The organism is Psychrobacter sp. KH172YL61, assembly GCF_007182895.1.
GTDB classification, from domain to species: Bacteria; Pseudomonadota; Gammaproteobacteria; order Pseudomonadales; family Moraxellaceae; genus Psychrobacter; species Psychrobacter pacificensis.
In genome coordinates this window covers 394407-415839 of sequence record NZ_AP019516.1, presented here as the reverse complement: position 1 = coordinate 415839, position 21433 = coordinate 394407, and the positions used below count along the sequence as shown (strand labels likewise).

The window sequence follows — 21433 nt, the reverse complement described above, 5'->3', positions numbered from 1 at the left end:
AAAGCCGCATAACGACAAGCGTCATGCGGCTTTTATTACCAACTCATCCATGTTAGCGTTATGTGATACCTAATCCCGGGGTATCTCATAACTGACAGGCATCCAGCCTTATCATCCCTAATCAGCAAACCACTTATCCCTGATGCGACCTTAAGATACCAATCCCTAGTATCAATGAATCGTGCCGTACAGTTATAATCGCAGATTGTCCTATCACTAGTAAGTGGTCTAAACGTCAATCCATGTAAGCATATGCTTACATGGTAATACTAGCTATCGTATAACCCCTAACCCCTTATAGTTTCTCTTCAGGACTGAGTAAGGTCTTGGGTTCAGCACTTAGCATTAGGTAGGCCGCTTCATTAATAAAGGCTTCATCTTCTGGCAGCTCTGGACGCTCAGCAGCTTTCATACGGCTACGCTCTTCAAACTTTGCATCCATCGCGGCCTGATACGTATTCCAATTAGAATAGGGGCGTTCACCAGTAGCGATCAGACGTCTGTTTTCGGCTTCTAGCGAACGCTTTTCAATCAGCTGCATTTTGGCTCGGCGGCTGTTAATATCTAAACGAACTGGTTTTTTCTCATCATCCATATTACGAATATCATTCAGCGTTGATAGATACACAAACTGCGGATTTTTCTCTTGGCGAATTTTAGACTGCTGATTGAGCGTCGCTAAAGTGTCATTGGTAAACTTCCCTTCAGGCTTATAAGGCGCCGTTCTGATGGTATCCCAAGGCAAGGCTTTTTTTCTGGGCGCGTTCGCCAAAGGTCGCATCATCATAGATATTGACCAATTCAACATCAGGTACCACGCCTTTATTCTGCGTACTACCACCTGTGATACGGTAGAACTTACGCTGAGTTAAAGTTGCAGAGCCTAACGCCAAGCTATCCAGTTGAATCTGCGCAGAGCCTTTACCTGTCGTTGTGCTACCAACCACCAATCCACGACCATAATCCTGAATAGCAGCGGCAAAATTTCACTGGCTGAGGCCGATGCTAGGTTGGTTAGGACGACCATTTTGCCGTCATAGAGCTGCTCGCCGCCATCATTATCGCGGTACACTTGGACATTGCCGCGGTTATCACGAATCTGTACCAATGGACCGCTTTTAATAAAGAATCCTAGCATTTTGGCAACTTCATCTAACGAGCCACCAGGGTTGTTGCGCAAATCCACCACGAGCCCATCGATATTTTCTTCGTTCAATTTTTTTAACGCTTTTTCAGTATCGATACTGACACTACGGTAGTCCTCGCCATTACGGCGGGCACGATAGTTCAGATAAAAGCTCGGTATCTCAAGAACGCCAATGCGTTTTGGTGTTTTGTCGATATTAGGACGCTGCACCTCGACCACTCGCTGAGTCACGCCTGACTCTTCTTGCTGGATAATATCACGCACAACGGTGACTGTACGGGCACTGGCATCTGGCGTATTAGGCTGACGCAGCTTGAGCGTGACAGACGTACCGCGCTTACCGCGAATCAAGCTGACGATCTCACGCGTTGACCAGCCAACCACGTCCGTCATGGTTTCGCCATCTTTTGCGATACCCACGATCAAGTCATTGGGCTTGATTTGGCCAGATTTGGCCGCTGGACCACCATCGACTAAGGTCACGATACGGGTGTAATCTGGATTTTTTACGATCAGGACGGATAGAAACACCGATACCCTCTAGCTGCAAACTCGACTGAATCTGCAGCTCAGTTGCCTGAATCGGCGCATAGTAGTTACTGTGCGGATCATAGGTCAGCATGGCGGTGTTTAGAATCGTCTCCATGATTTCATCATCTTTGAGACGCTTAAACTGCTCTTGCTGACGCGACAAACGATTTTGCAAAATCTCATTTGGCGTACGTTCATCGTTGCGTACCAAGTCCTGTCCACGAGTGATATCTGGATTGCTCAAAAACACTTTTTCTTTGGCTTTTTCGTCTTCTTGTCCCAGCGTAATACTCATCAGCTGAAACTTTAGCTGACGTTCCCAATAGTCACGCTGCTCTTTTTTGGTTTTGAAATGTCCGAGATTTTCACGATCAAGAATGATAGTGTCATCACCGGTCAAATCAATATCTTTCTTGAGCATCTTGGTTGCCATGGCAAAGTATTCGTTTGAGCGTTTGCGATAACGATCAAAGACTTCTACCCTGCAGATAGGTCGCCTTGCTTGAGGCGCGTGCCAAAATCATCGGCGTGCTTTTTCTTCAGCTCATCGACATCAGATTGCAAAAATAAGGTATGGTTTGGATCGAGACTATCAATATACATTGATAAGATTTCGCGACCTTTTTTACTATCTAATGGCTGATTAAGGTAATGACTGCGATCCAGCAAAGCGGCAACTTGGCGAGTAGTGACCTTTTGCTCAGGTGTCTGAACAAAACTTCCCGTATTGGTTTCTGCTACGGCAGTACCGTAGCTTTGTGTCAGGATAATACCGGCGATGCCCACTGACGCTGCACTGAGTAACCACTGTGCTGGTTGTTTTTCATCATATGTACCTAGTTATTTGAAGTTAGTGATATTATTTGTGTTATAAAAATTAAAAACTGCTGAATGTATTATTGCCCATGACTGTCGTCTGTTTTTGCTCAATGTCTGTCTTACTTTGCCTTAGCTTACTTATTACTATGAGCTTACAACGCTATAGCTTTATTATTCCGTCGCCTTTATATATAGATTCTGACGCTTATTATCGAATCCTGATATATAGTCAAAAATCAATATTATCATGTGCATAAATACTGAACTGTCTCAAACTGTATAAGCAATCTTACACGCAACGCCTGCACATACCAAACTTTCTCTCACTTTTATCACACATAGCGACTTAAGGCTATTAGCATTAATTCGCCGACTACCCACAAATTGATTTGATGCCAATAATCTGCCACATTAGGCTCAATTGATAATAACTGTCATAATAAAGTGCATGAGTAATGACTGCTAAGCGATTGGACATCGATGATCGGTCAACCCCATAATATAACAATACACAAAAAAATAAGGATGACGCAATGTACGGCGTTTTAATGATTGATATCGATAATACCGCACTGACCGCAGAAGACGTCAGCTTGATCAAACAAGCACAGATTGGCGGGGTCATATTGTTTGGACGCAACGTCGCTGATGCGGCCCAAGTACGCGCATTATGTGACGATATCCGGTACCACAACCCAGATATATTAATCGGTGTCGATCAAGAAGGCGGACGAGTCGCACGGCTGCGTGAAGGGTTCACACCGCTACCTGCTATGGGTAGGCTTGGTGAGTTATTCAATCACGATCCAAGCCGTGCGCTCAGCTGCGCATACGACTGTGGCTATCTGATGGCAGCCGAAGTGATGGCGGTAGGTATTGATTTGAGCTTTGCGCCCGTGCTGGATAGAGATGGTATCAGCCAAGTTATCGGTGACCGTAGCTTTCATCAGGAGCCACAAGCAATCGTTGCCCTAGCCACGCAGTTTATGCGCGGCATGAAAGCGGCTGGCATGGCCACCACTGGCAAGCATTTCCCTGGTCATGGCGCTATCGCTCCTGACTCTCATGTATCAGAGGCCATCGATACACGTAGCTTGGACGAGATCATCAATAGTGACATGCAACCTTTTGCGCAAACGTTGTCACTGCTTGATGCTTTGATGCCAGCCCATGTGATTTTTTCGCAAGTAGATAACAAACCCGCAGGATTTTCTAAAATTTGGCTAAAAGATATCATTCGTGATCAGCTCGCGTTCGATGGTGTGCTTTTCTCTGATGATTTATCAATGGCAGGGGCAAAGGCCGCTGGCGATGTCAGCGCGCGCGTAAAAGCTGCCATTGAAGCTGGTTGCGATATTGCACTGGTGTGTAACGATCGTGTTGCCGCGCATGAAGCGGCGGCGGCGGCGCAAGAACTACCCTATCCTAACCAGAGGCGTATCAAAACCATGTGCGGCAATATACCAAAGTGGCAAGGTGATCTTGAGTCTACTTGCCAGCAGTTTGATTATTGGCAACAAGCAAAGAACAATGTTACTCAGAGCTTTTTTAACGTTGAGTCTGATACACAAGCTGATAAACCTGCCAATGAATCAAAAGACCCTACTGATTATAAGTAGCCTTGTATTCATACGAAACCGTTGAAAAATTTGGCTGAACCGTCCCCGTAAGTTGGACACAACTTACGGGGGTCGGTCCACGTTAAGGTGCGGTTTTTTAGACTTAACTACTACCAAATTAGATGATTTTTGCTTAATTCGTTGGATCTACCGCAGTACCTTGCGTCGCATCATCACCATCAGATAGCAGATCATCATTATTACTGTCTAGCGGATTCAAATCTGGGTCAAGCGAGTCGCTGTTGATGATCATGCCATCATTTAAATCGACCATCTCATCATTAACCACAAACTCAATTCGGCGATTGCGGAAACGACCTTGCTCGGTTGAGTTATCCGCGATAGGGTCTGACTCGCCCATGCCTTTGGTGCTGAGCTTGCTCGCGTCAACACCTTGACCTACTAGGTACTCTTTGACCGCGTTTGCACGCTCTTGAGACAATTCCATGTTGTAAGAATCAGACGCTTGACTATCAGTATGACCGATGATCATTAGGTTCAAGTCAGGCACATCATCGATAATTTTTGCCGCGCGATCTAAAATGGCTTTATTGACCTCAGGGATGACGGCTTCATCTACTTGGAAATTGATCACCTGAATACTCAAAGCACGTGCAACATCACGTGGGTCTGGATTTTCTCCAAGATTGGTCATTGCAGCATCTGCAGCAGCCACACTCTCGTCAATCTCACCTTGCAGATCGAGCGGCCCTTCAGCTTCTACCATCATCGCTGGTGCAGCGGCTTGTAGATCAGACACCAATTGGGCTAATACCGCATCATCAGGTGCATTGACCGTGATGGTATCTCCTTTAATCACCATGCTAGCATTCGGGTACATTTTTAACGATCGGCAATATCGTAGTAAGCTGTGCAGCAGCTGCCATATCTATGGCAAAATTATCATCGACATCAGCGCGGCACTTATTGGCTTCATCGCCGAATGCACCAGTTAGTGCATTCATTACATTGGTCTGTAGCGTCTCGTTGCCTACGCTCATGCGGCAAGCGTATAGCTCACCATTTTCGCCAGTGGCGATACGGAGTGAGGCAGGCTCGATGTCAGTTGCTACTACTGCTTGCTCATTACCTTGCTCGTCTTGCTGCGCGGTAGCTATCGGCGTAGCAACAGGCTCAGGGTTCTCCTGACAGCCTCTTAATAAAGCCCAAGCCAATGCACCCAAAATAATCAAACCGATAATCGGTAATAGGGCTTTCATAAAGCTGCCTTGTGGCTCTTTTTCTTTCTGTAGTGGCGCGGTACTGACCGTATCGGATATAGGCGCCGCAGCAGGCTTCGCTGCTATCGCGCTCGCAGGTAAGACAGCCCTGCCCATGTAGGGATATGATGCTGATAACTGTTGAGATTGTCATTGAGAAATTGCGGTACAGGGGTAGTACCAGCCAAGCTTTCGATTTCGTGAAAAGCAAGCGGCGCTGCCATAGCAATCAGACCACGAGAAGCTGTCTCATCGACACCATGTGCATTAGCGAGCTCACGAGAGATTTGGTCACGGTGAGCCCCTTCTGTCCATACACGATCATAAAAAGCACTATCATCACGAGCGATATTCTCATTAGCAAAACGGCTATAGGTATCATTATTCGCGAGGCGAGCAGCAAAAATTGCATAAAATTGCTCAAGTAGATTTTGCTTAGCAGGACTATGATCATCTGCTAATACGGCTGGGCTGACTGTGCGTGTCAAATGACTGATAATATCCATAATACAACTCTCCCCTTAATTTTTATTTATATTGTTCGATTCTCTAAAGCATAAAATCATCTAATAACGTGGCGGCTGTTTACTCTGTCAAGTCAGATTTATCAGGCCACTATGATTGATTTTGGATATTATAGAATTGTTAAAGGTGTTTTCACAGTCGATACGTTGTTGTGCAAATGATACGTTAAGTAATGTTTTAATTGGTGCGCGTAACTATACATTCATAACCCAACAGGCATTTGGAGTACAAATTAAGAGAATGCGATACTCAGTTCCGCGAATCTGCTTTTTTTGGTGAAGTAGCACCATTTTTGATGCCCAGATCTTAAATACGTACGCTAAGCAACAGTTAAAATCAAAAAAGCGGTATGACAAATTCATACCGCTCCCTTGCTTAACTTTTGAACTATTTCTAAAAGTTCTGAAAGTACATTCGAACTGAGTCGATTTAAATGTACTTTATACGACTCACTACCTGACTTGTGCTGGTTCAGCAACGATGACACTGCTCGCCATGTCATCTACTTCTGACTCAGAAATAGGGCCTGACGGTCTGCTCGGTCTATTACCAGAAGGGACGCTGCTAGGAATATTACTTGGAACATTGGCAGGTACGTTGTTGGAATTATTATTAAATCCATCATTATTGTTAGGTAGTGGCGCAGGTATCACGCGATCACCTGTGTCATCATCAGCGGCTTGATATTCTCCAGTACCATTGCTCATGCCGTCATTACTGTATTGGTTATTAGCGCCTATTCCATCGCCGAGTTGATTGTTTACGCCATTAGTGCCAGCCATACCATATGTCGTATCACCATTACTGTTGTTAGGCAGTGGCAATGGCGCAGTACTATCGACTGCCATGGTTGGTGCTAAACTACGTACGTTTGTGACCAATTGTTGTAGTAGCATGTCATCCGGCGCCTCTACTGTCAGACGATCGTTTTGTAAGTGTAGACGGGCGAACGGTGTCGATCTGAGCATGGTCAGAACATTGGGCAATATCTCCGCAGGCATGTTTGCGATAGTAGTTGCTATTCCATTCTGTACGGTAAATTCACATATACTCGCCTGCTCGCCAAAGCTCGTATTGAGTGCCTGTTGTAAAGAGCTTTGTAGCGCTGCATCACCGACCGTCGCGCTACAAGTATAGAGGTTGCCACTATCATCTACGCCAACGATGAAATCGATGGGAGTCATCGTTGGTGCTGGTGGCGGTGCTGGAGTAACCACAGGCGCGACAGCAACCGGTTCTACTGGTAGGTCGCTTTTGGGTTTTATTAATAATGCCCAAGCAGCCAGTGCCATCGCAGCCAGTGCTACTATCAATAAAAATACTCGCATCAGTAGGTCGTTTCGCTGATTGCGAGTGCGCACGCGCTCTCGCTTGACGTTGCTATTTTCTGCCAAGTGATGAGCTGCTGGACTGGCATGGATAGCGTCATTACTGTCACCAAAATGCTCATCGTCATTTAATGCGTCAGTAGCGCTTATATTAGCGTTTTCCACATAAGCGGCTGTAGTAGCTGTCGTTGCAGCGACTGCGTCAGTACTTAGATCAGGCTCACTAAATTTATTCGGTAGGGTATCACTTGATGGCGCGATACCATTATCTGCGACATCTGCGACAAAGTTTGACATTGATTCGTGTCCAGCGCCTTGAGTAGCAGTGATAACGGACGCTGACCATATAGGTAAATATGGGCGCAGCGTCGACTGCTCTCCTTGCAAGAATGCTGGCAAAAACTGTCCATTGGCCAAAACCTTTAGCTCACGATAGGCTAAGGATGCTGCATTAATTAGCAATTGAGCAGTGATCGACTCATCAATATGATGCGCGGCTGACAGCTCTTGGATAACCGTTTTTGTAGTACTTGGTCTTGCCATAGCTGCTCAAATAAAGGCCGCTCGGCAATACTGTCATTAGCCATCACCTGATCGTTACGAAGTAGTTGTGAGTAGACCTGTGGCACCGCTAAGCGCGTGGCTAAAATGGCATAAAACTGCTCAAGCAAGCTGATATAAGCCACGCTATCACTGCGATTATGCTCGCCCAATATAGCGGGGGTGACGGTCTGTTCTAATTGATCGATAATACTCATGGATCACTGCCTCTCTCGACTTTTTTGAATCCGCAAAAATTAAGCACTTATTGTTCGTTGTATATACGGCTACTTACCCTGAAACTGTCAAGCGTTCTTTAGCGGCATCGACGTCTATATAGCGGTTTCACTTATCTCACATGATACACTGCTACATTACTCACTATAAAAGCATAAAAATGCATCGTTTTGTCACATAATAGATATTTGTATCAGCATAACTGCTGTTGGTATTAACTAATTACGTTACGAGCAACTTGAACTTAGTATCAATATCTTAACTTAGTATGAATATATTAATTAATGGTCATATTTGTTTTTACTCAGCCCTAACGCTTAGGCTTTGAACATTGTCATTTATCGCATTGCCATTTATTGCATTGTCACCTATCAGGCGCGGCCTAAGGATTTTCCTTTGTTAAACCATACGACCCTTATTATCATCATTACTGTTATTGTCAGCTTATTAGCATGGCAAAACAAGAAATTACTCAACCGTCTTATCTTTTATCCACCCGCTGTAAATAACGGACAATGGGATCGTTTTGTCACGCATGGCTTTATTCATGCCGACAGTATGCATCTGCTATTCAACATGTTTACGTTATACTTTTTTGGCCGAGCTATTGAAGGGCTATATCGTTCATTTTTGTTCGGCTATGGTTTTGTGGTTTTTTATGTGTTGGCTATTGTTGTTGCCATGATTCCAAGCTACCTTAAAAATAAAGACAATGCCAGTTACTTAAGTCTTGGGGCATCAGGCGGTGTGTCGGCAGTCTTATTTGCCTTTATTTTGCTAGCACCGTGGGAGCGAATTTACTTATTTGCCATTGTTCCTATTCCTGCGATACTGTTTGCCGTCGCTTATGTATTTTATAGTATTTACGCGGACAAACGCGGTGGCTCAAAAATCAATCATATGGCACATATGTGGGGCGGCGCATTTGGCGTCATTGCTACGATTATTTTAGAGCCTAAAGTACTACCCCATTTTATAAATGCTTTATTGTCGCCTGGTTTTTAAACTGTTTTCTCAAATAGAAATTCTTTGAATCAGGACAATTAAGCAAGTTGCTTACTTTTACGTTTGAGATTTAATATTTCATTATGATTATAGATATTATCGGTGATATTCATGGTTATGCAGACAAGCTCGTTGGTTTGTTAAACCAATTAGGATACGAGCATAACGGTCAGCATTTTGTGCCACCGGCAGGTCACAGGGCATTATTCATTGGCGATTTGATTGACCGTGGGTCGCAGCAACTGGCCACATTAGAGATTGTCTTTGCGATGTTAGACGCGGACGTGGCCGATGCGGTGATGGGCAATCATGAATATAATGCCTTGGCTTATGCTACGCTCGATCCTGAGGATTCTAGCCAGTATCTGCGCTCACATAATGCGGTACATAAACGCCAACATGAAGCATTCTTGGCAGAGATACCTTTCGGCTCAGAGCAGCACGAATACTGGTTGCAGCGCTTGTACGAGATACCTCTGTGGATTGAGACAGATTATGCCTGTTTCGTCCATGCTTGCTGGGATGTAGATAGCATGGCGGTTCTAGAGCCCCTGCTGACGGATAATAACTGCCTAACCTCTGAAGGTCTAATCGCAACCGCTAAAGAAGATACTATCGCTTTTGATGCCTTAGAGCGTGTACTAAAAGGGGGTCGAGACGGGCTTGCCTGATGGTATTGTGATGGTAGATAAAGAAGGCACTGAACGCAGACGAGTACGGGTGCGTTGGTGGCTTGATGCGTTGAATCAGCGCACGCTTCGTGAGGTCGCTCGTGCACCGTCCTCCGCATTGGCACAAATACCGCCTGATGCACTGGCTGAAAATATTGACTTTGCGATTCAAACACATAAACCTGTTTTTGTCGGTCACTATTGGCTCACTGGTACACCTGAGCCACTCAGTCCACAAGTCGCCTGTACTGATTATTCGGCAGCGGTAGATAGTGGCTACTTGACTTGCTATCAGCTGGATACCGAACAGCCATTACCACTGACAGCTTCTCGCTTTGTGCAGCATTATCACGACAAAAGAATAGAGATAAACCAGTGATATAAATGCTATTAACACCATATCATTATTAAAAGTCAAACTTGGCTTTACGAGTGTAGCAAAATTTTTGTATGATGGTCTTTTGAGGATATCCAATCATGAGCACCACCAATACTGCGGCTAACCAGAACGGTCCAATCACCTCCCCCTGCTGGTCAACCAAAAGTCGGCATTATTATGGGTTCGCAATCTGATTGGGCGACCATGAGTGCCGCAGCACAATTGCTAGCAGACTTTGATGTTGCCTTTGAGTGTGAAGTGGTTTCTGCTCACCGTACACCTGACAGGCTATTTGATTACGCCAAAAGCGCAAAAGACAATGGTCTACAAGTGATTATCGCGGGTGCAGGCGGTGCCGCTCATCTGCCTGGTATGTGTGCGAGCCAAACACCACTACCTGTATTTGGCGTCCCTGTAAAATCCTCTATGCTAAGTGGTTGGGACAGTCTGTTGTCTATCGTGCAAATGCCCAAAGGCGTTGCTGTTGGGACATTGGCGATTGGTACCGCTGGCGCTTATAACGCTGCCCTACTTGCGATTCAAGTCTTAGCCTTGCATGATGAAACGATTGCTACTAAGCTGGATGAGATGCGTCAGACGCAAACCGAGACCATTCTCGCTAGCCCAACACCCGGTATTATTAATTCTTAAATAAATATAGAGTGACTAGCTTTTTTAGCATAGTATTTTGTATTGATCGCCTAAAAACAAGAGCTACCACATTTTATTTTTCAGTACGTCATACTAGATATAAGGTGCCTATAGTGCACCTTTTCCTATTTTCACCCATTGCGTTTTAAATTTTAATACAACACAGACCTCATTCACTTTTATTCAAAGAGCCTTTCATGACTACAGCAAACGCTTATCCTGTTACCCAAACCATTCGTACCATCGGTATTTTAGGCGGTGGTCAGCTTGGTATGATGCTTGCCGAAGCCGCGATGCCACTCGGTTACCAATGCGTGTTTTTAGAAGACAATCCAGAATGCCCTGCCAGCCTATACGGTCACGTGTTTCATAGCGATCAATTAGTCGACTTTATGGCAGCCGCTGATGTCTTTACCTTAGAGTTCGAGAACACACCAACGTCTACGGTCGAGCAATTAACGAGCGTGTCAAAATCTGGCAGCAAGCAAGGTATGTTCCCACCACTGATTGCGCTTGATATCGCCCAAGACCGTCTAAAAGAAAAGCAGATGTTCAATACGCTCGATATTGCCACCGTGCCATTTATGGCTGTTCATTCTGAAGCTGAGTTAAAACAAGCTTGTGAAGCGTTAGGCCTGCCTATCGTTTTGAAAACCAGCCGCGGTGGCTACGATGGCAAAGGTCAGTTTGTTATCAAACAAGAGAGTGACATTAAAACTGCTTGGCTTGCGCTAAAAGACGCTGTTAGTGGCAAAGGGTCACTCACGCCAACACCTGCGCCACTGATTGCTGAAGGTTTCATTAACTTTAATCGTGAAGTCTCTATCATTGCCGCAAGAGCGCAAAATGGTCAGATACGCTGTTATGATTTGGTCGAAAACCATCATCATCACGGTATTTTGGCAAAAACTCAAGCACCTGCGGTCGGTACCAGCCACCTGCTCCAGCAGGCAACAGACGCCATCACAAAGATCATGAACCATCTAGACTATGTGGGCGTCATGGCACTTGAATTGTTTGTCACCAAAGATGCTCGCGGTCATACCACGATACTGGCCAATGAGATTGCCCCGCGTGTACACAACTCTGGCCACTGGAGCATCGAAGGCGCGGTTACTAGCCAGTTTGAAAACCATATCCGTGCTGTGGTCAACTTACCACTCGGTGATACGGACAACGTCCATCCAGCGATTATGGTCAACGTACTCGGCCAATATCCTGATATCAGTGCCGTGCTAAATATCGATGGCGCTCACTATCATAGCTATCATAAAGCTGAGCGTGATGATCGCAAGATTGCTCATATTACCTTGATGCCCAATGACGTGACTGACTTAGAATCCGCTATGGCAAAGCTGGTTGCCGTATTGCCAAATAAAGTAGGTTTGGACAAAGAATACGCGAATATCGATACTCACTCTAATACCGCAGATGCCAAAACTAAAAACGACGTCTTAGAAGATAACAGTGGTGAAGCAGACAGTCTGGCAGAATTGTCGCCAAAGACAGAAAAGGCGAAGAAATAATGCAAATTTGGGTGGATGCCGACTCCGTACCATTGATTGCCAAAGATTTGATTATCAAAACGGCTGAACGTACCAAAACGATGGCGATATTCGTCGCCAACCAGCCAATCAAACTACGCAAATCTCCTCTGCTCGTCATGACGGTTGTGTCATCAGGGTTTGACAAGGCTGATGATTATATCGTCGAGCAAATACAGGCAGGCGACTTGGCGATTACAAGCGACATACCTTTAGCCAATGATATTTTTGGACAAAGGCGGCTTGGTGCTAACCACACGCGGCGTGGTCTATGACAAAAATAACATCAAGCAAAAGCTTAATATGCGCGATTTTATGGACACCATGCGCGGTACTGGTGTCCTAGAGCTGCAAGAGATGAGCGGTCAAAAACCCTACGGCGACCGCGATAAAAAAGCTTTTGCCGACGGTCTGAATCGCTTAGTACGTTAGCGCTGTTACCCTTCTAATCTCATTAAAGTACTATCCTCTAGATAGCGAATCTTGCTTGGCAAATATTGCTTTCTTGCAAACCGTATACACTCTATAACCAACTCTATCCAATCCGCACGCTTTATAACGAAGCGTGCGGATTATTTTGTTACGATACAGTCAGTTTTTGAGATAAACACATTCACTAAATGCCTCAAATAACAGAACTCAAATAAAAATAGGAATGATTATGAAGATTTTAGTCATTGGTGCCAGTGGCCGTGTCGGTGGTGAATTGGTTAAGCAATTATTAGCTGACGAACACCAAGTAATTGGTACGACTCGCCAAGAAAAAAAGCTGTTTGACAATGACAACTATACTCAGCTAGATTTGGATATTACCGCCAGCAAAGAGTCTATCAAGAAACAACTGGATCAAGATATTGATGCTGTCTATTTTGTCGCAGGATCTGGTGGTAAAAATGTACTAGAAGTCGACTTACACGGTGCAGTAAAGACCATGCAAGCCGCGCAAGACAAAGGTATCAAACGCTATATTATGCTTAGCTCTGTCTTTTCGCTAGAGACTGAGAAATGGGATAACAACCCTAACATTGCAGATCTAAAAGACTACTATATCTCTAAGCATTACGCTGATCATTGGCTCGTGAATAATAGCTCACTCGACTATACAATCGTACAGCCGGGTGCACTGAAAGAACGTGACGGTACAGGCAAAATCACTATCAATGATACCAGCTCTGGTGAAAATGCTATTGAAGATGTCGCAACGACGCTGGCGGCTGTCCTAACCGCCGATAATACTATTGGAAAAGTATTCAACTTGCACAATGGTGATATCGACATCAATGAAGCCATTGCTACAGTATAAACTGTCACTATTTAGATAGATCTGACTGCCAAGCTATAACTACGTAATTCAAATCACTGAATCAGATTATAAAAAGGTCGTTATCGATTCGCCAATATTTAATTGGTAAATCGGTAACGACCTTTTTCTGCTGCTATGAATAAAAACTACCTGTTGGTTATGCTTGACCACTCGGAAAAGCAATCACTTCCTCTAAAGTTTTTGCGCCCGTTATCACCATGAGCAATCGATCAACACCGACCGCAATACCACTACAAGGAATCAAATCATCAGATGCAGCAACTAAATGCTCATCAATGGGCATTTTCGGCAACCCATGACGATGACGTAATTGATTGTCTTGCTCAAAACGTGCTCGCAATGCTGGACCATCTGCCAGCTCATCATAAGCGTTGGCAATCTCAATGCCATTGATATAAAGCTCAAAGCGTTTCGCTATTTTATTGCCTTCTTTATCTAGCGCTGTCTTTGCCAATGCAGCTGTCGCAGGTGGATATTCTATGATCAGTGTCGGCAAATCATGTCCCAAATTTGGCTCTACTGCATGACTAAATAGTAAATCTAACCAGTTCTGGCGACGATTTGCTTCGCTATCATCAGCATCATTAAAATCAAATCCTATCAACCCTCTATCTTCTGCTACCGCTTGGAGCGCAGATAGGCTCGCTGTCAGTGGATGTATACCGACAAAATCCATAAAAGCATCGACATAGCGATAATGGCTCATCACCATTGGATGACCATAAAGCGCCGTAAGCAACTCATTAAGCTCACCTGCCATATCATCGAGGCTGTAATTGGGCTGATACCACTCTAGCATCGTAAATTCGATATTATGACGCACGCCTATCTCATTATCCCTAAACACAGGACAAATCTGATAAATAGGCACTTGCCAGCTAGCCAATAAACGCTTCATCGCAAACTCAGGAGACGTATGCAAATAATAGGTACGAGGACGATCTTGATAGGTTACGTGCGCTGCCACTGATTGCAAAAAAGTGTCGGTGTTACCTGCTTGCGATAAAAGCGGCGTCTGTACTTCCAGTACCTGACGACTGATAAAAAACTGGCGAATATCACCGATAAACTTGGCGCGTTGTTGTGCCATTGCCAGTGTTATGGTGGGTGCGTAGTTAGGTTGATGACTAGAGGTACTGCTTGATTGGCTCATGACTGTCTACCGTGATTCATAAATAATAATGCTTCAATGACGTAGATTATTTATGTTTTTAAGAATAGTATTTTTAAGTTGCTAGATTAGGATTGCCACTCACGGCGCAAGTGGTAATCACGCCTCAGACCGTCAAAATCTGCGCCATTCACTTGTTTATCAGAGTTTCCACCAGATATTTTGCTTCGCAATGAGGCATCATCTTGCATAATGTCATAAAATTTTGGCAATCTGTCTGGGTGTGCTTTTAGCTCAGACCACAAAAACAAGTTAAGTGGTAGCAGGTTAGACATCGACTGGGCAGGTATGATCGCTAGCTTCTCACACAAGGCATCATAGATGATTTGCGTACCACGTAGCTTGCCCTCTAATGTATAGCCAGCGATATGCGGTGTGGCGATTGTGAGCTTAGCTAGTAGGCTATCAGCAACCGTTGGCTCATGCTCAAACACATCCAAAACCACTTGCCGCCCAGTATGAGCAATATCGTTCTTGAGATCATTTTCATGAATCACAGGGCCGCGCGCGCTATTAATCAATATGGTATCAGCAGGCATCATGGCCAATGTCTCTGCATTGATGAGATGACGCGTTGGATAGTCACTGCCTTTAGCATCACTATCAACTTTCTCACTTGTCAAAGGCACATGCAAACTCACCGCGTTACTTTGAGAAAGCACCTGCTCAAGGCTGGCATTATTAATAGTAGAGCTTGGTAATAATGGATCGTATCCAAGCACCTGCCAGCCCAAGTCATTGGCATACTGAGCAAGCGTACTGCCAATATTGCCAAGGCCGATGATACCGAGTGTCACAGGCTGCTGCCAGTAGTTTGGACGTATGGTCAAGATAGCCGTCAGTACATACTGAGCCACCGAGTGCTTGCTACAACCAGCGGCATTGGCAAAAGTAATATCGCGCATCGCTAAATAGTCTTGGTCGACATGATCTGTACCGATAGTCGCTGAGCCAACAAATTGCACACTGTGATTTTCAGCCAACAGCGCCTCATTGACTTGCGTGACCGAGCGTATTAACAAAATATCTGGCTGTACTTCAGACAGCAGCTTTGCGTCAATATCACGACCAGCGACCGGTATAATTTTGACTGTTTGCCCAGACATCTGACCTAATGTAGCGTCATTAAAAAAATCATTCAGGCTAGCGATATTGCTATCAGCAACGATCGTGATACCTTTGGCCATCTGGTTTATCTTATTGTCCTTAGTATCTGCAATATCATTGTTTGTCATTGGCAATTTTCTCTATCGATAAGGGTTTTCTATGTAGACTCATTTCCACTGACTGTGTCTTGTGCTGGATTATGTACTGGCGCTATGGCATTTGAGTCAGAGAGCGTGACGTCTTGCGACGCAAATATCTCATTCTTATGCTGCGATATCCACTCGCGCCATACGGCAAGACCGATGGCCAGTACCACAGGGCCGATGAACAATCCAACAAACCCAAATGCGGTTAGACCACCCAACACACCGATAAAAATAATAATAAATGGGATTTTGGTCGCACCACTGATAACAATAGGTCGAATGAGATTATCCACCCAGCTAATAACAAACACGCCCCATAGTGCCAAACCAATCCCTTCTGCAGTATGTCCTTGGCTCAAGAGCCAGACAGACACACCGCCCCAAACAAATGGCGTACCAAAGGGAATCAACGCAATAATAAACGTGACAATGGTCAATAAGATAGGGCTTGGCGCACCAGCGAAGTAATAGCCGATACCAGCCAATAGCGCCTGAGCCAATGCCGTCAGCCCGATGCCGTATACCACCGCACGCGTGGTTGTACCTACAGAGTCAATATAACCGTCGATGCGATTGCCGATGATGTTACGCAGCGCTTGGCGAATCTGACGAACCAGACTGGTGCCATCACGATAAAAAAAGAATAGCGTCATCAGCGCCATACCCAGCTTGGCCAGACCACTGAACACCACGTCAAATGCGACCTTGCCATAATACAAGTGCGACTGAACCCAAAGACGAAACGCTTCTAGCGTGCCTTCTGGGTTTTTATTGATTCGCCACAGTACGTCTTTGATTTGCTGACCGATAATCGGTAAGTCTTTAAATGAGTCAGGCACATCCAAATAGCCCACTTTAATACGATAGACCAAATTACTGATTAAGCTCAACGCTTCTTGCTGCAAAATAAACACACCAATAACCAATGGCACACCTATTATCAAGGAGATGCTCACGGTCATAATGGCAGCGCTAAAATCTGGACTCAGTTTAACTTTTTCGTGAAAAAACTCATAAATAGGGAACGTCACATACGCCAAAATTGCCGCCCACAATGCCGGTACAATAAAAAACTGCACCACTTTAAAGCATAATACGAACAGCGCAACCAGCAAAGTAATCGCAAGCAAGCGCTGGATAATAAATTCTTTGTCCAATTTTCAATCATAGCGTATAAACCAAGAGCGGACAGCAAACGATAACTTTGCTGGCAAGTTTATAAATGTGTGATGAACATCAGCTTATAGACGCTGTCCATAAACTGTATCCATTAGCGAGGATGGTAGATTATAAGTATATAAAGAAAAAACGGTGTCAAACCCATTAAATCACATGGCAATACTGCGTATTTACAAACTATCACTCTGATAAATAACATCGCGAAAAACGCAGCTATTACGCTCCATTATGCAATAGATTATGATAATTATATAACGCTATGTTGTAATCTTTACTTACAACTTTGTCTATGCAAGCTTACTAGATGATGAGCGGAATGACTAGCGCATAATGCATGGATTTACTGTGAAAAACAGTGCCATCGCAGCTGCTTTTATATTCAGCTATTAAACTGCAATCTTATCAGGGGAATTCACTGGTGCGTTCTATTTGTCACGACAATTGATGTTATACTAAAGCAATTATTTTAAGCTTTTCAATATAGTTAAGTGCATTTGTACGCTTTTATTTTTGTCGTTGCATAAACATCGCATCTATCAAAGCAGATTCCAGACCCTCTTGTATCGTCTTCTTCTAGACTATCATAAGATCTCATTTTAGGATGGCACGATCATTTGGGATAGGAGGCATAAGCAATTATGCTTTTAAGCATTGTCTAAGCAATTATGTAGGATTTAGGCTTGTCATATCAACTCAACATTCGAGCTTGATAAGCAAGCACGCAGTTTTGAATGAATTTCGGACTTACTTTGATTTTATTTTAAATCAATACAGACTCACCAAATTTTAATAATATATCGATAGGAACAATAACAATGTCAAAAGACACTGATAATCCCAATCTTAACCCCTCACATGAAGCCAGCAAGACCAACAAACCACAAGATACGGTCACTTTTGCTTTAGCGCAGTCACATTTTTTGGTAGGCGATATCGCAACCAACGTTGAAAAAATGCGCACGCTTGCATTACAAGCACGCGAACAAGGTGCTGACGTTATCGTATTTCCAGAGTTGGCACTACTAGGCTATCCTCCGCAAGATTTATTGCTACGCCCAAGCCTATCAGGCCGTGTCAAAAGCGCCTTATCTACCTTGAGTGATATCGACGATATCGTCATGATTGTCGGCTATCCGCATGTCGATCATCACGGTACTTTTAACTCCGCTGCTATCTTACATAATGGTCATCAAAAGGGCTTCTATCACAAGCAGATGTTGCCAAACTATGGCGTCTTTGATGAGCGCCGTTATTTTGATAAAGGTCGCAATCAAGTCTTATTTGACTATAAAGGCATTACGATTGGTCTGCTCATTTGTGAAGATTTGTGGGACAAAAACCCGATTGCCGAACTCAAAAAACAAGGTGCTGACCTCATTGTTAGCTTAAACGCCTCACCTTTTGAGATTGAAAAACAAAATAACCGCAAAGCCATGCTTGCTAAGCGCAGCCGTGAAAACAACTTGCCTATCGTCTATGTCAATGCAGTTGGCGGTCAAGACGATCTTGTATTTGATGGCGGCTCTATGGCTGTGCAAGCCGATGGCAGCGTGGCTCATGAAGCACCGCGCTTTATGAATCAGTTATTGTTGGCCACTTTAGATGTCAACACAGCCAAATTCAACAATCAAGCCAAAGCGCCGTTGTCTCTAAGCCGTGAGTCTGAGATGTATCAGGCATTGGTCGTCGGTCTACGCGACTATGTCAATCACTCAGGATTCTCTGGCATTATTGTTGGACTATCAGGTGGTATTGATTCAGCACTGACGCTCTGTATCGCGGTCGATGCGTTGGGCGCTGACAAGGTCTATGCCGTCATGATGCCTTATGAATATACCTCTCAAATCAGTCTAGAAGATGCACAGGCTCAGGCACGTCGCTTAAATGTCTCTTATACCGTGTGTCCTATTTTCGACGCCGTCGAAGGTATCCGTCATACGTTAGCGCCTCTATTTAATAAGTCACCAGCGGATACAACCGAAGAGAACATCCAAGCCCGTGCTCGCGGTGTTGTCTTGATGGCACTGTCCAACAAGTTTGGTCATTTGGTCATCACGACAGGTAACAAATCAGAATTAGCGGTTGGTTACTCAACATTGTATGGCGATATGGCTGGCGGCTTTGACGTACTAAAAGATGTGTATAAATCACAAGTGTATAAGTTAGCAAGCTACCGCAATCGCCTAGAAGACACACCTGTCATCCCTGAGCGCGTTATTACTCGTCCGCCATCTGCTGAGCTACGTCCAGATCAAAAAGATCAGGATAGCTTGCCTGATTATGATGTATTGGACGGTATCTTGATGTCTTATATCGATGAAGATATGGGCTATCAGGAAATTATCGATAAAGGCTTTGATGCTGAGATGGTCGCAAAAGTCATCAAGATGGTAGACAATAGCGAGTATAAACGCTTGCAATCGCCCATCGGTACAAAGATCAGCCACAAAGCTTTTGGACGTGAACGCCGCTATCCGTTGGTCAATAAGTGGTCAATTAAAGGCTAAATCGCACTTGCCTTTCAGCTTAGGGCGTGTTGAACATTCGACCATGGCACTGACAGCGACTATTTTTTAGGCGATTCGATGTTAAAAATAATAAGTTTAGTCACTCTAAGCGCTTATTTTTAACGATGAAGCGGCAAAAAAGAGTCCTGTCCCCTGCTTTTATCGTTGGGGCTGATGCTAAAATTGCCCCATACTGCGTTACAAATCTCGCTAAGGCATCTGCATTATCGTCGCTTTGTGCCTTGTCTGGAACCATTTTAGCGATCAGCAGTGCCTATTTGCGAATGTTCAACACGCCCTATATGATTTACGAATTTATGAGTTGAAAGGTGCAAGTCAGATCGTTTGACAAAACGTCGAATTTTTCCCTATTAGCTGGGTGCTTGCCCAGCTTTTTTGGTTTTTATACATGAACAAATTTACCGTCCACCTTCTGATCTTCTCCCTTTACCTACTGACTATTTTTGACCCAATTCCTCTTTACTTCTTTTCGAGTATGTCATGAGCTTGCTAACTGCCAGTGTTTTTCTTCTCCTTCTACTTGCCTTGAGTACCTTTGTCTCTGCTGCTGAAATTGCGATTGCCGCAGGACGCAAAATCAAACTGCAAATCATGGCAAAAGAAGGCGATGTTCGCGCACTTGACGTCCCTCAATATGCAGGATCATCCTGGGAGCTTTATCACGGTCGTACAGATAGTACTCAATGCGGTTGCTATCTCGGCGGGTGCTGTGGGCGAGTCAGCCATCAGTCCTTATCTGGAGCAGATGTTTAATAGTGAAGCGGTGGCTTCAGTGATATCGTTTGCACTCATCACCAGTCTGTTTTCATTACTTGCAGATCTGATGCCCAGACGCTTGGCAATGTCGAGTGCTGAGGCGATAGCGGTGCGACTGGTACGCCCAATGATTCTCTTGATTTTTGTATTAAAACCCATTATCTGGGTGTTCGATGGCGCTGCAAATATCCTTTTTAAATCCTTTGGTATCTCAACCATTCGCCAAGATGATATGACCCCAGAAGATATCTATGCCGTCATGGATGCAGGCGCTGAAGCAGGCGTGCTAAAAAAACAAGAGCATCATCTGATAGAAAATATCTTTGATATGCAGGAGCGTACCGTCACCTCAGTGATGAACCCACGCGAAAATATCGTTTATTTTGATACCAAAACCAGTACCGAAGAAGTCGTAAATATCATGATTGAGCAGCCGCACAATAAGTTTTTGGTCTGCCATGATGACGACCTAGAACATATCGTGGGTTATGTAGAGTCTCGTAGCTTTCTGGCCTTGGTTTTAAATCAGCAAGAGGTCAATCTGACAGACAAATCTCTATTAAAACCGGCACTATTTGTACCGGACACCTTGTCTTTGTTTGAAGTATTAGAGATGTTCAAATCGACTGGCGCAGACTTCGCTGTCATCGTGAATGAATATGGGCTTGTGGTTGGTGTTATCACACTCAAAGACGTGATGAGCATTGTGATGGGCGAGCTGGTGACGCTTGAGGAGCAGCCTATTGTTCAGCGCACAGACAACTCGTGGCTGATCGATGGAATGACCCCTATTGAAGATGTCATTCGTGCATTAGATATCGTCGACTTACCACGCAGTGAGAACTATGAGACCATCAGCGGCTTTATGATGTATATGCTGCGCAAAATTCCTAAGAAGACCGACACCATCGAGTACGCCAATTATCGGTTTGAAATCATTGCAACGGACAATCTAAAAATCACGCAAATGCTAGTGACCAAACGAGAAGATACGGTTTGATTGATT

Annotated in this window: 13 protein-coding genes and 5 pseudogenes; 9 read left to right on the top strand and 9 right to left on the bottom strand. The window is 44.4% G+C overall.

Annotation, left to right across the window (positions count from 1 at the left end):
- Positions 1 to 295 precede the first annotated feature (295 nt).
- Positions 296 to 2464 (bottom strand): annotated as a pseudogene (locus PKHYL_RS02115) (carboxy terminal-processing peptidase).
- A 566-nt stretch (positions 2465 to 3030) separates the two neighbouring features.
- Between PKHYL_RS02115 and nagZ the strand changes: the two are divergent.
- Positions 3031 to 4116: a beta-N-acetylhexosaminidase gene (gene nagZ / locus PKHYL_RS02110; RefSeq protein ID WP_071002356.1), complete on the top strand. Its 1086-nt coding sequence runs from the start codon at positions 3031 to 3033 to the stop codon at positions 4114 to 4116.
- Between the two features lie 133 nt (positions 4117 to 4249).
- Here nagZ and PKHYL_RS02105 read toward each other — a convergent pair whose 3' ends face one another.
- The 5 genes from PKHYL_RS02105 to PKHYL_RS02085 all read right to left on the bottom strand — a co-directional run bounded on the left by PKHYL_RS02105 (position 4250) and on the right by PKHYL_RS02085 (position 7947).
- A complete protein-coding gene (locus tag PKHYL_RS02105; RefSeq protein WP_240365868.1) occupies positions 4250 to 4957 on the bottom strand; it encodes an OmpA family protein in 708 nt (235 codons plus the stop codon).
- Positions 4941 to 5453 (bottom strand): hypothetical protein, encoded by a 513-nt coding sequence (locus tag PKHYL_RS02100; protein WP_240365867.1) that lies wholly within the window; start codon positions 5451 to 5453, stop codon positions 4941 to 4943. The genes PKHYL_RS02105 and PKHYL_RS02100 overlap by 17 nt, the downstream gene beginning before the upstream one ends.
- On the bottom strand, positions 5420 to 5842 hold the full coding sequence (locus PKHYL_RS02095; protein ID WP_240365866.1) for a hypothetical protein: 423 nt from the start codon (positions 5840 to 5842) through the stop codon (positions 5420 to 5422). The genes PKHYL_RS02100 and PKHYL_RS02095 overlap by 34 nt, the downstream gene beginning before the upstream one ends.
- Before the next feature lie 471 nt (positions 5843 to 6313).
- Entirely contained in the window at positions 6314 to 7732 is a 1419-nt protein-coding gene (locus PKHYL_RS02090; RefSeq protein ID WP_240365865.1) for a hypothetical protein, read from the bottom strand.
- Entirely contained in the window at positions 7645 to 7947 is a 303-nt protein-coding gene (locus PKHYL_RS02085) for a hypothetical protein (RefSeq protein ID WP_240365864.1), read from the bottom strand. Before PKHYL_RS02085 ends, PKHYL_RS02090 begins: the two co-directional genes overlap by 88 nt.
- A 415-nt stretch (positions 7948 to 8362) precedes the next feature.
- Here PKHYL_RS02085 and PKHYL_RS02080 point away from each other — a divergent pair, with 415 nt between their 5' ends.
- From PKHYL_RS02080 to PKHYL_RS02055, 6 genes and pseudogenes are all read left to right on the top strand, one after another.
- Complete coding sequence (locus tag PKHYL_RS02080; RefSeq protein ID WP_071002359.1) at positions 8363 to 8971, top strand: rhomboid family intramembrane serine protease; 609 nt, start codon at positions 8363 to 8365, stop codon at positions 8969 to 8971.
- A gap of 83 nt (positions 8972 to 9054) precedes the next feature.
- Positions 9055 to 10021: pseudogene (locus tag PKHYL_RS02075) on the top strand (metallophosphoesterase).
- A 98-nt stretch (positions 10022 to 10119) separates the two neighbouring features.
- Positions 10120 to 10672 (top strand): annotated as a pseudogene (purE, locus tag PKHYL_RS02070) (5-(carboxyamino)imidazole ribonucleotide mutase).
- Between the two features lie 197 nt (positions 10673 to 10869).
- The gene (locus PKHYL_RS02065; RefSeq protein ID WP_071002361.1) at positions 10870 to 12198 is read left to right on the top strand and encodes a 5-(carboxyamino)imidazole ribonucleotide synthase; all 1329 of its coding nucleotides are present in this window, start codon (positions 10870 to 10872) and stop codon (positions 12196 to 12198) included.
- A pseudogene (locus tag PKHYL_RS02060) lies at positions 12198 to 12648 on the top strand (YaiI/YqxD family protein). Before PKHYL_RS02065 ends, PKHYL_RS02060 begins: the two are co-directional and overlap by 1 nt.
- A 229-nt stretch (positions 12649 to 12877) precedes the next feature.
- The gene (locus tag PKHYL_RS02055) at positions 12878 to 13519 is read left to right on the top strand and encodes an NAD(P)H-binding protein (RefSeq protein ID WP_071002363.1); all 642 of its coding nucleotides are present in this window, start codon (positions 12878 to 12880) and stop codon (positions 13517 to 13519) included.
- 157 nt (positions 13520 to 13676) lie between these two features.
- Here the strand turns inward: PKHYL_RS02055 and epmA are convergent, their stop codons facing one another.
- From epmA to PKHYL_RS02040, 3 genes and pseudogenes are all read right to left on the bottom strand, one after another.
- Positions 13677 to 14693, bottom strand: a complete 1017-nt coding sequence (gene epmA, locus PKHYL_RS02050) for an EF-P lysine aminoacylase EpmA (protein WP_071002364.1) — start codon at positions 14691 to 14693, stop codon at positions 13677 to 13679.
- An 86-nt stretch (positions 14694 to 14779) separates the two neighbouring features.
- Positions 14780 to 15898, bottom strand: coding sequence for a 4-phosphoerythronate dehydrogenase (locus tag PKHYL_RS02045; RefSeq protein ID WP_240366479.1), 1119 nt, complete (start codon positions 15896 to 15898; stop codon positions 14780 to 14782).
- A gap of 77 nt (positions 15899 to 15975) precedes the next feature.
- Positions 15976 to 17132 (bottom strand): annotated as a pseudogene (locus PKHYL_RS02040) (AI-2E family transporter).
- Positions 17133 to 17958: 826 nt separating this feature from the next.
- Here PKHYL_RS02040 and PKHYL_RS02035 point away from each other — a divergent pair.
- Positions 17959 to 19650: an NAD+ synthase gene (locus PKHYL_RS02035; RefSeq protein WP_223334572.1), complete on the top strand. Its 1692-nt coding sequence runs from the start codon at positions 17959 to 17961 to the stop codon at positions 19648 to 19650.
- A 640-nt stretch (positions 19651 to 20290) separates the two neighbouring features.
- The gene (locus tag PKHYL_RS02030) at positions 20291 to 21427 is read left to right on the top strand and encodes a hemolysin family protein (RefSeq protein ID WP_240365862.1); all 1137 of its coding nucleotides are present in this window, start codon (positions 20291 to 20293) and stop codon (positions 21425 to 21427) included.
- The last annotated feature ends 6 nt before the right edge of the window (positions 21428 to 21433 follow it).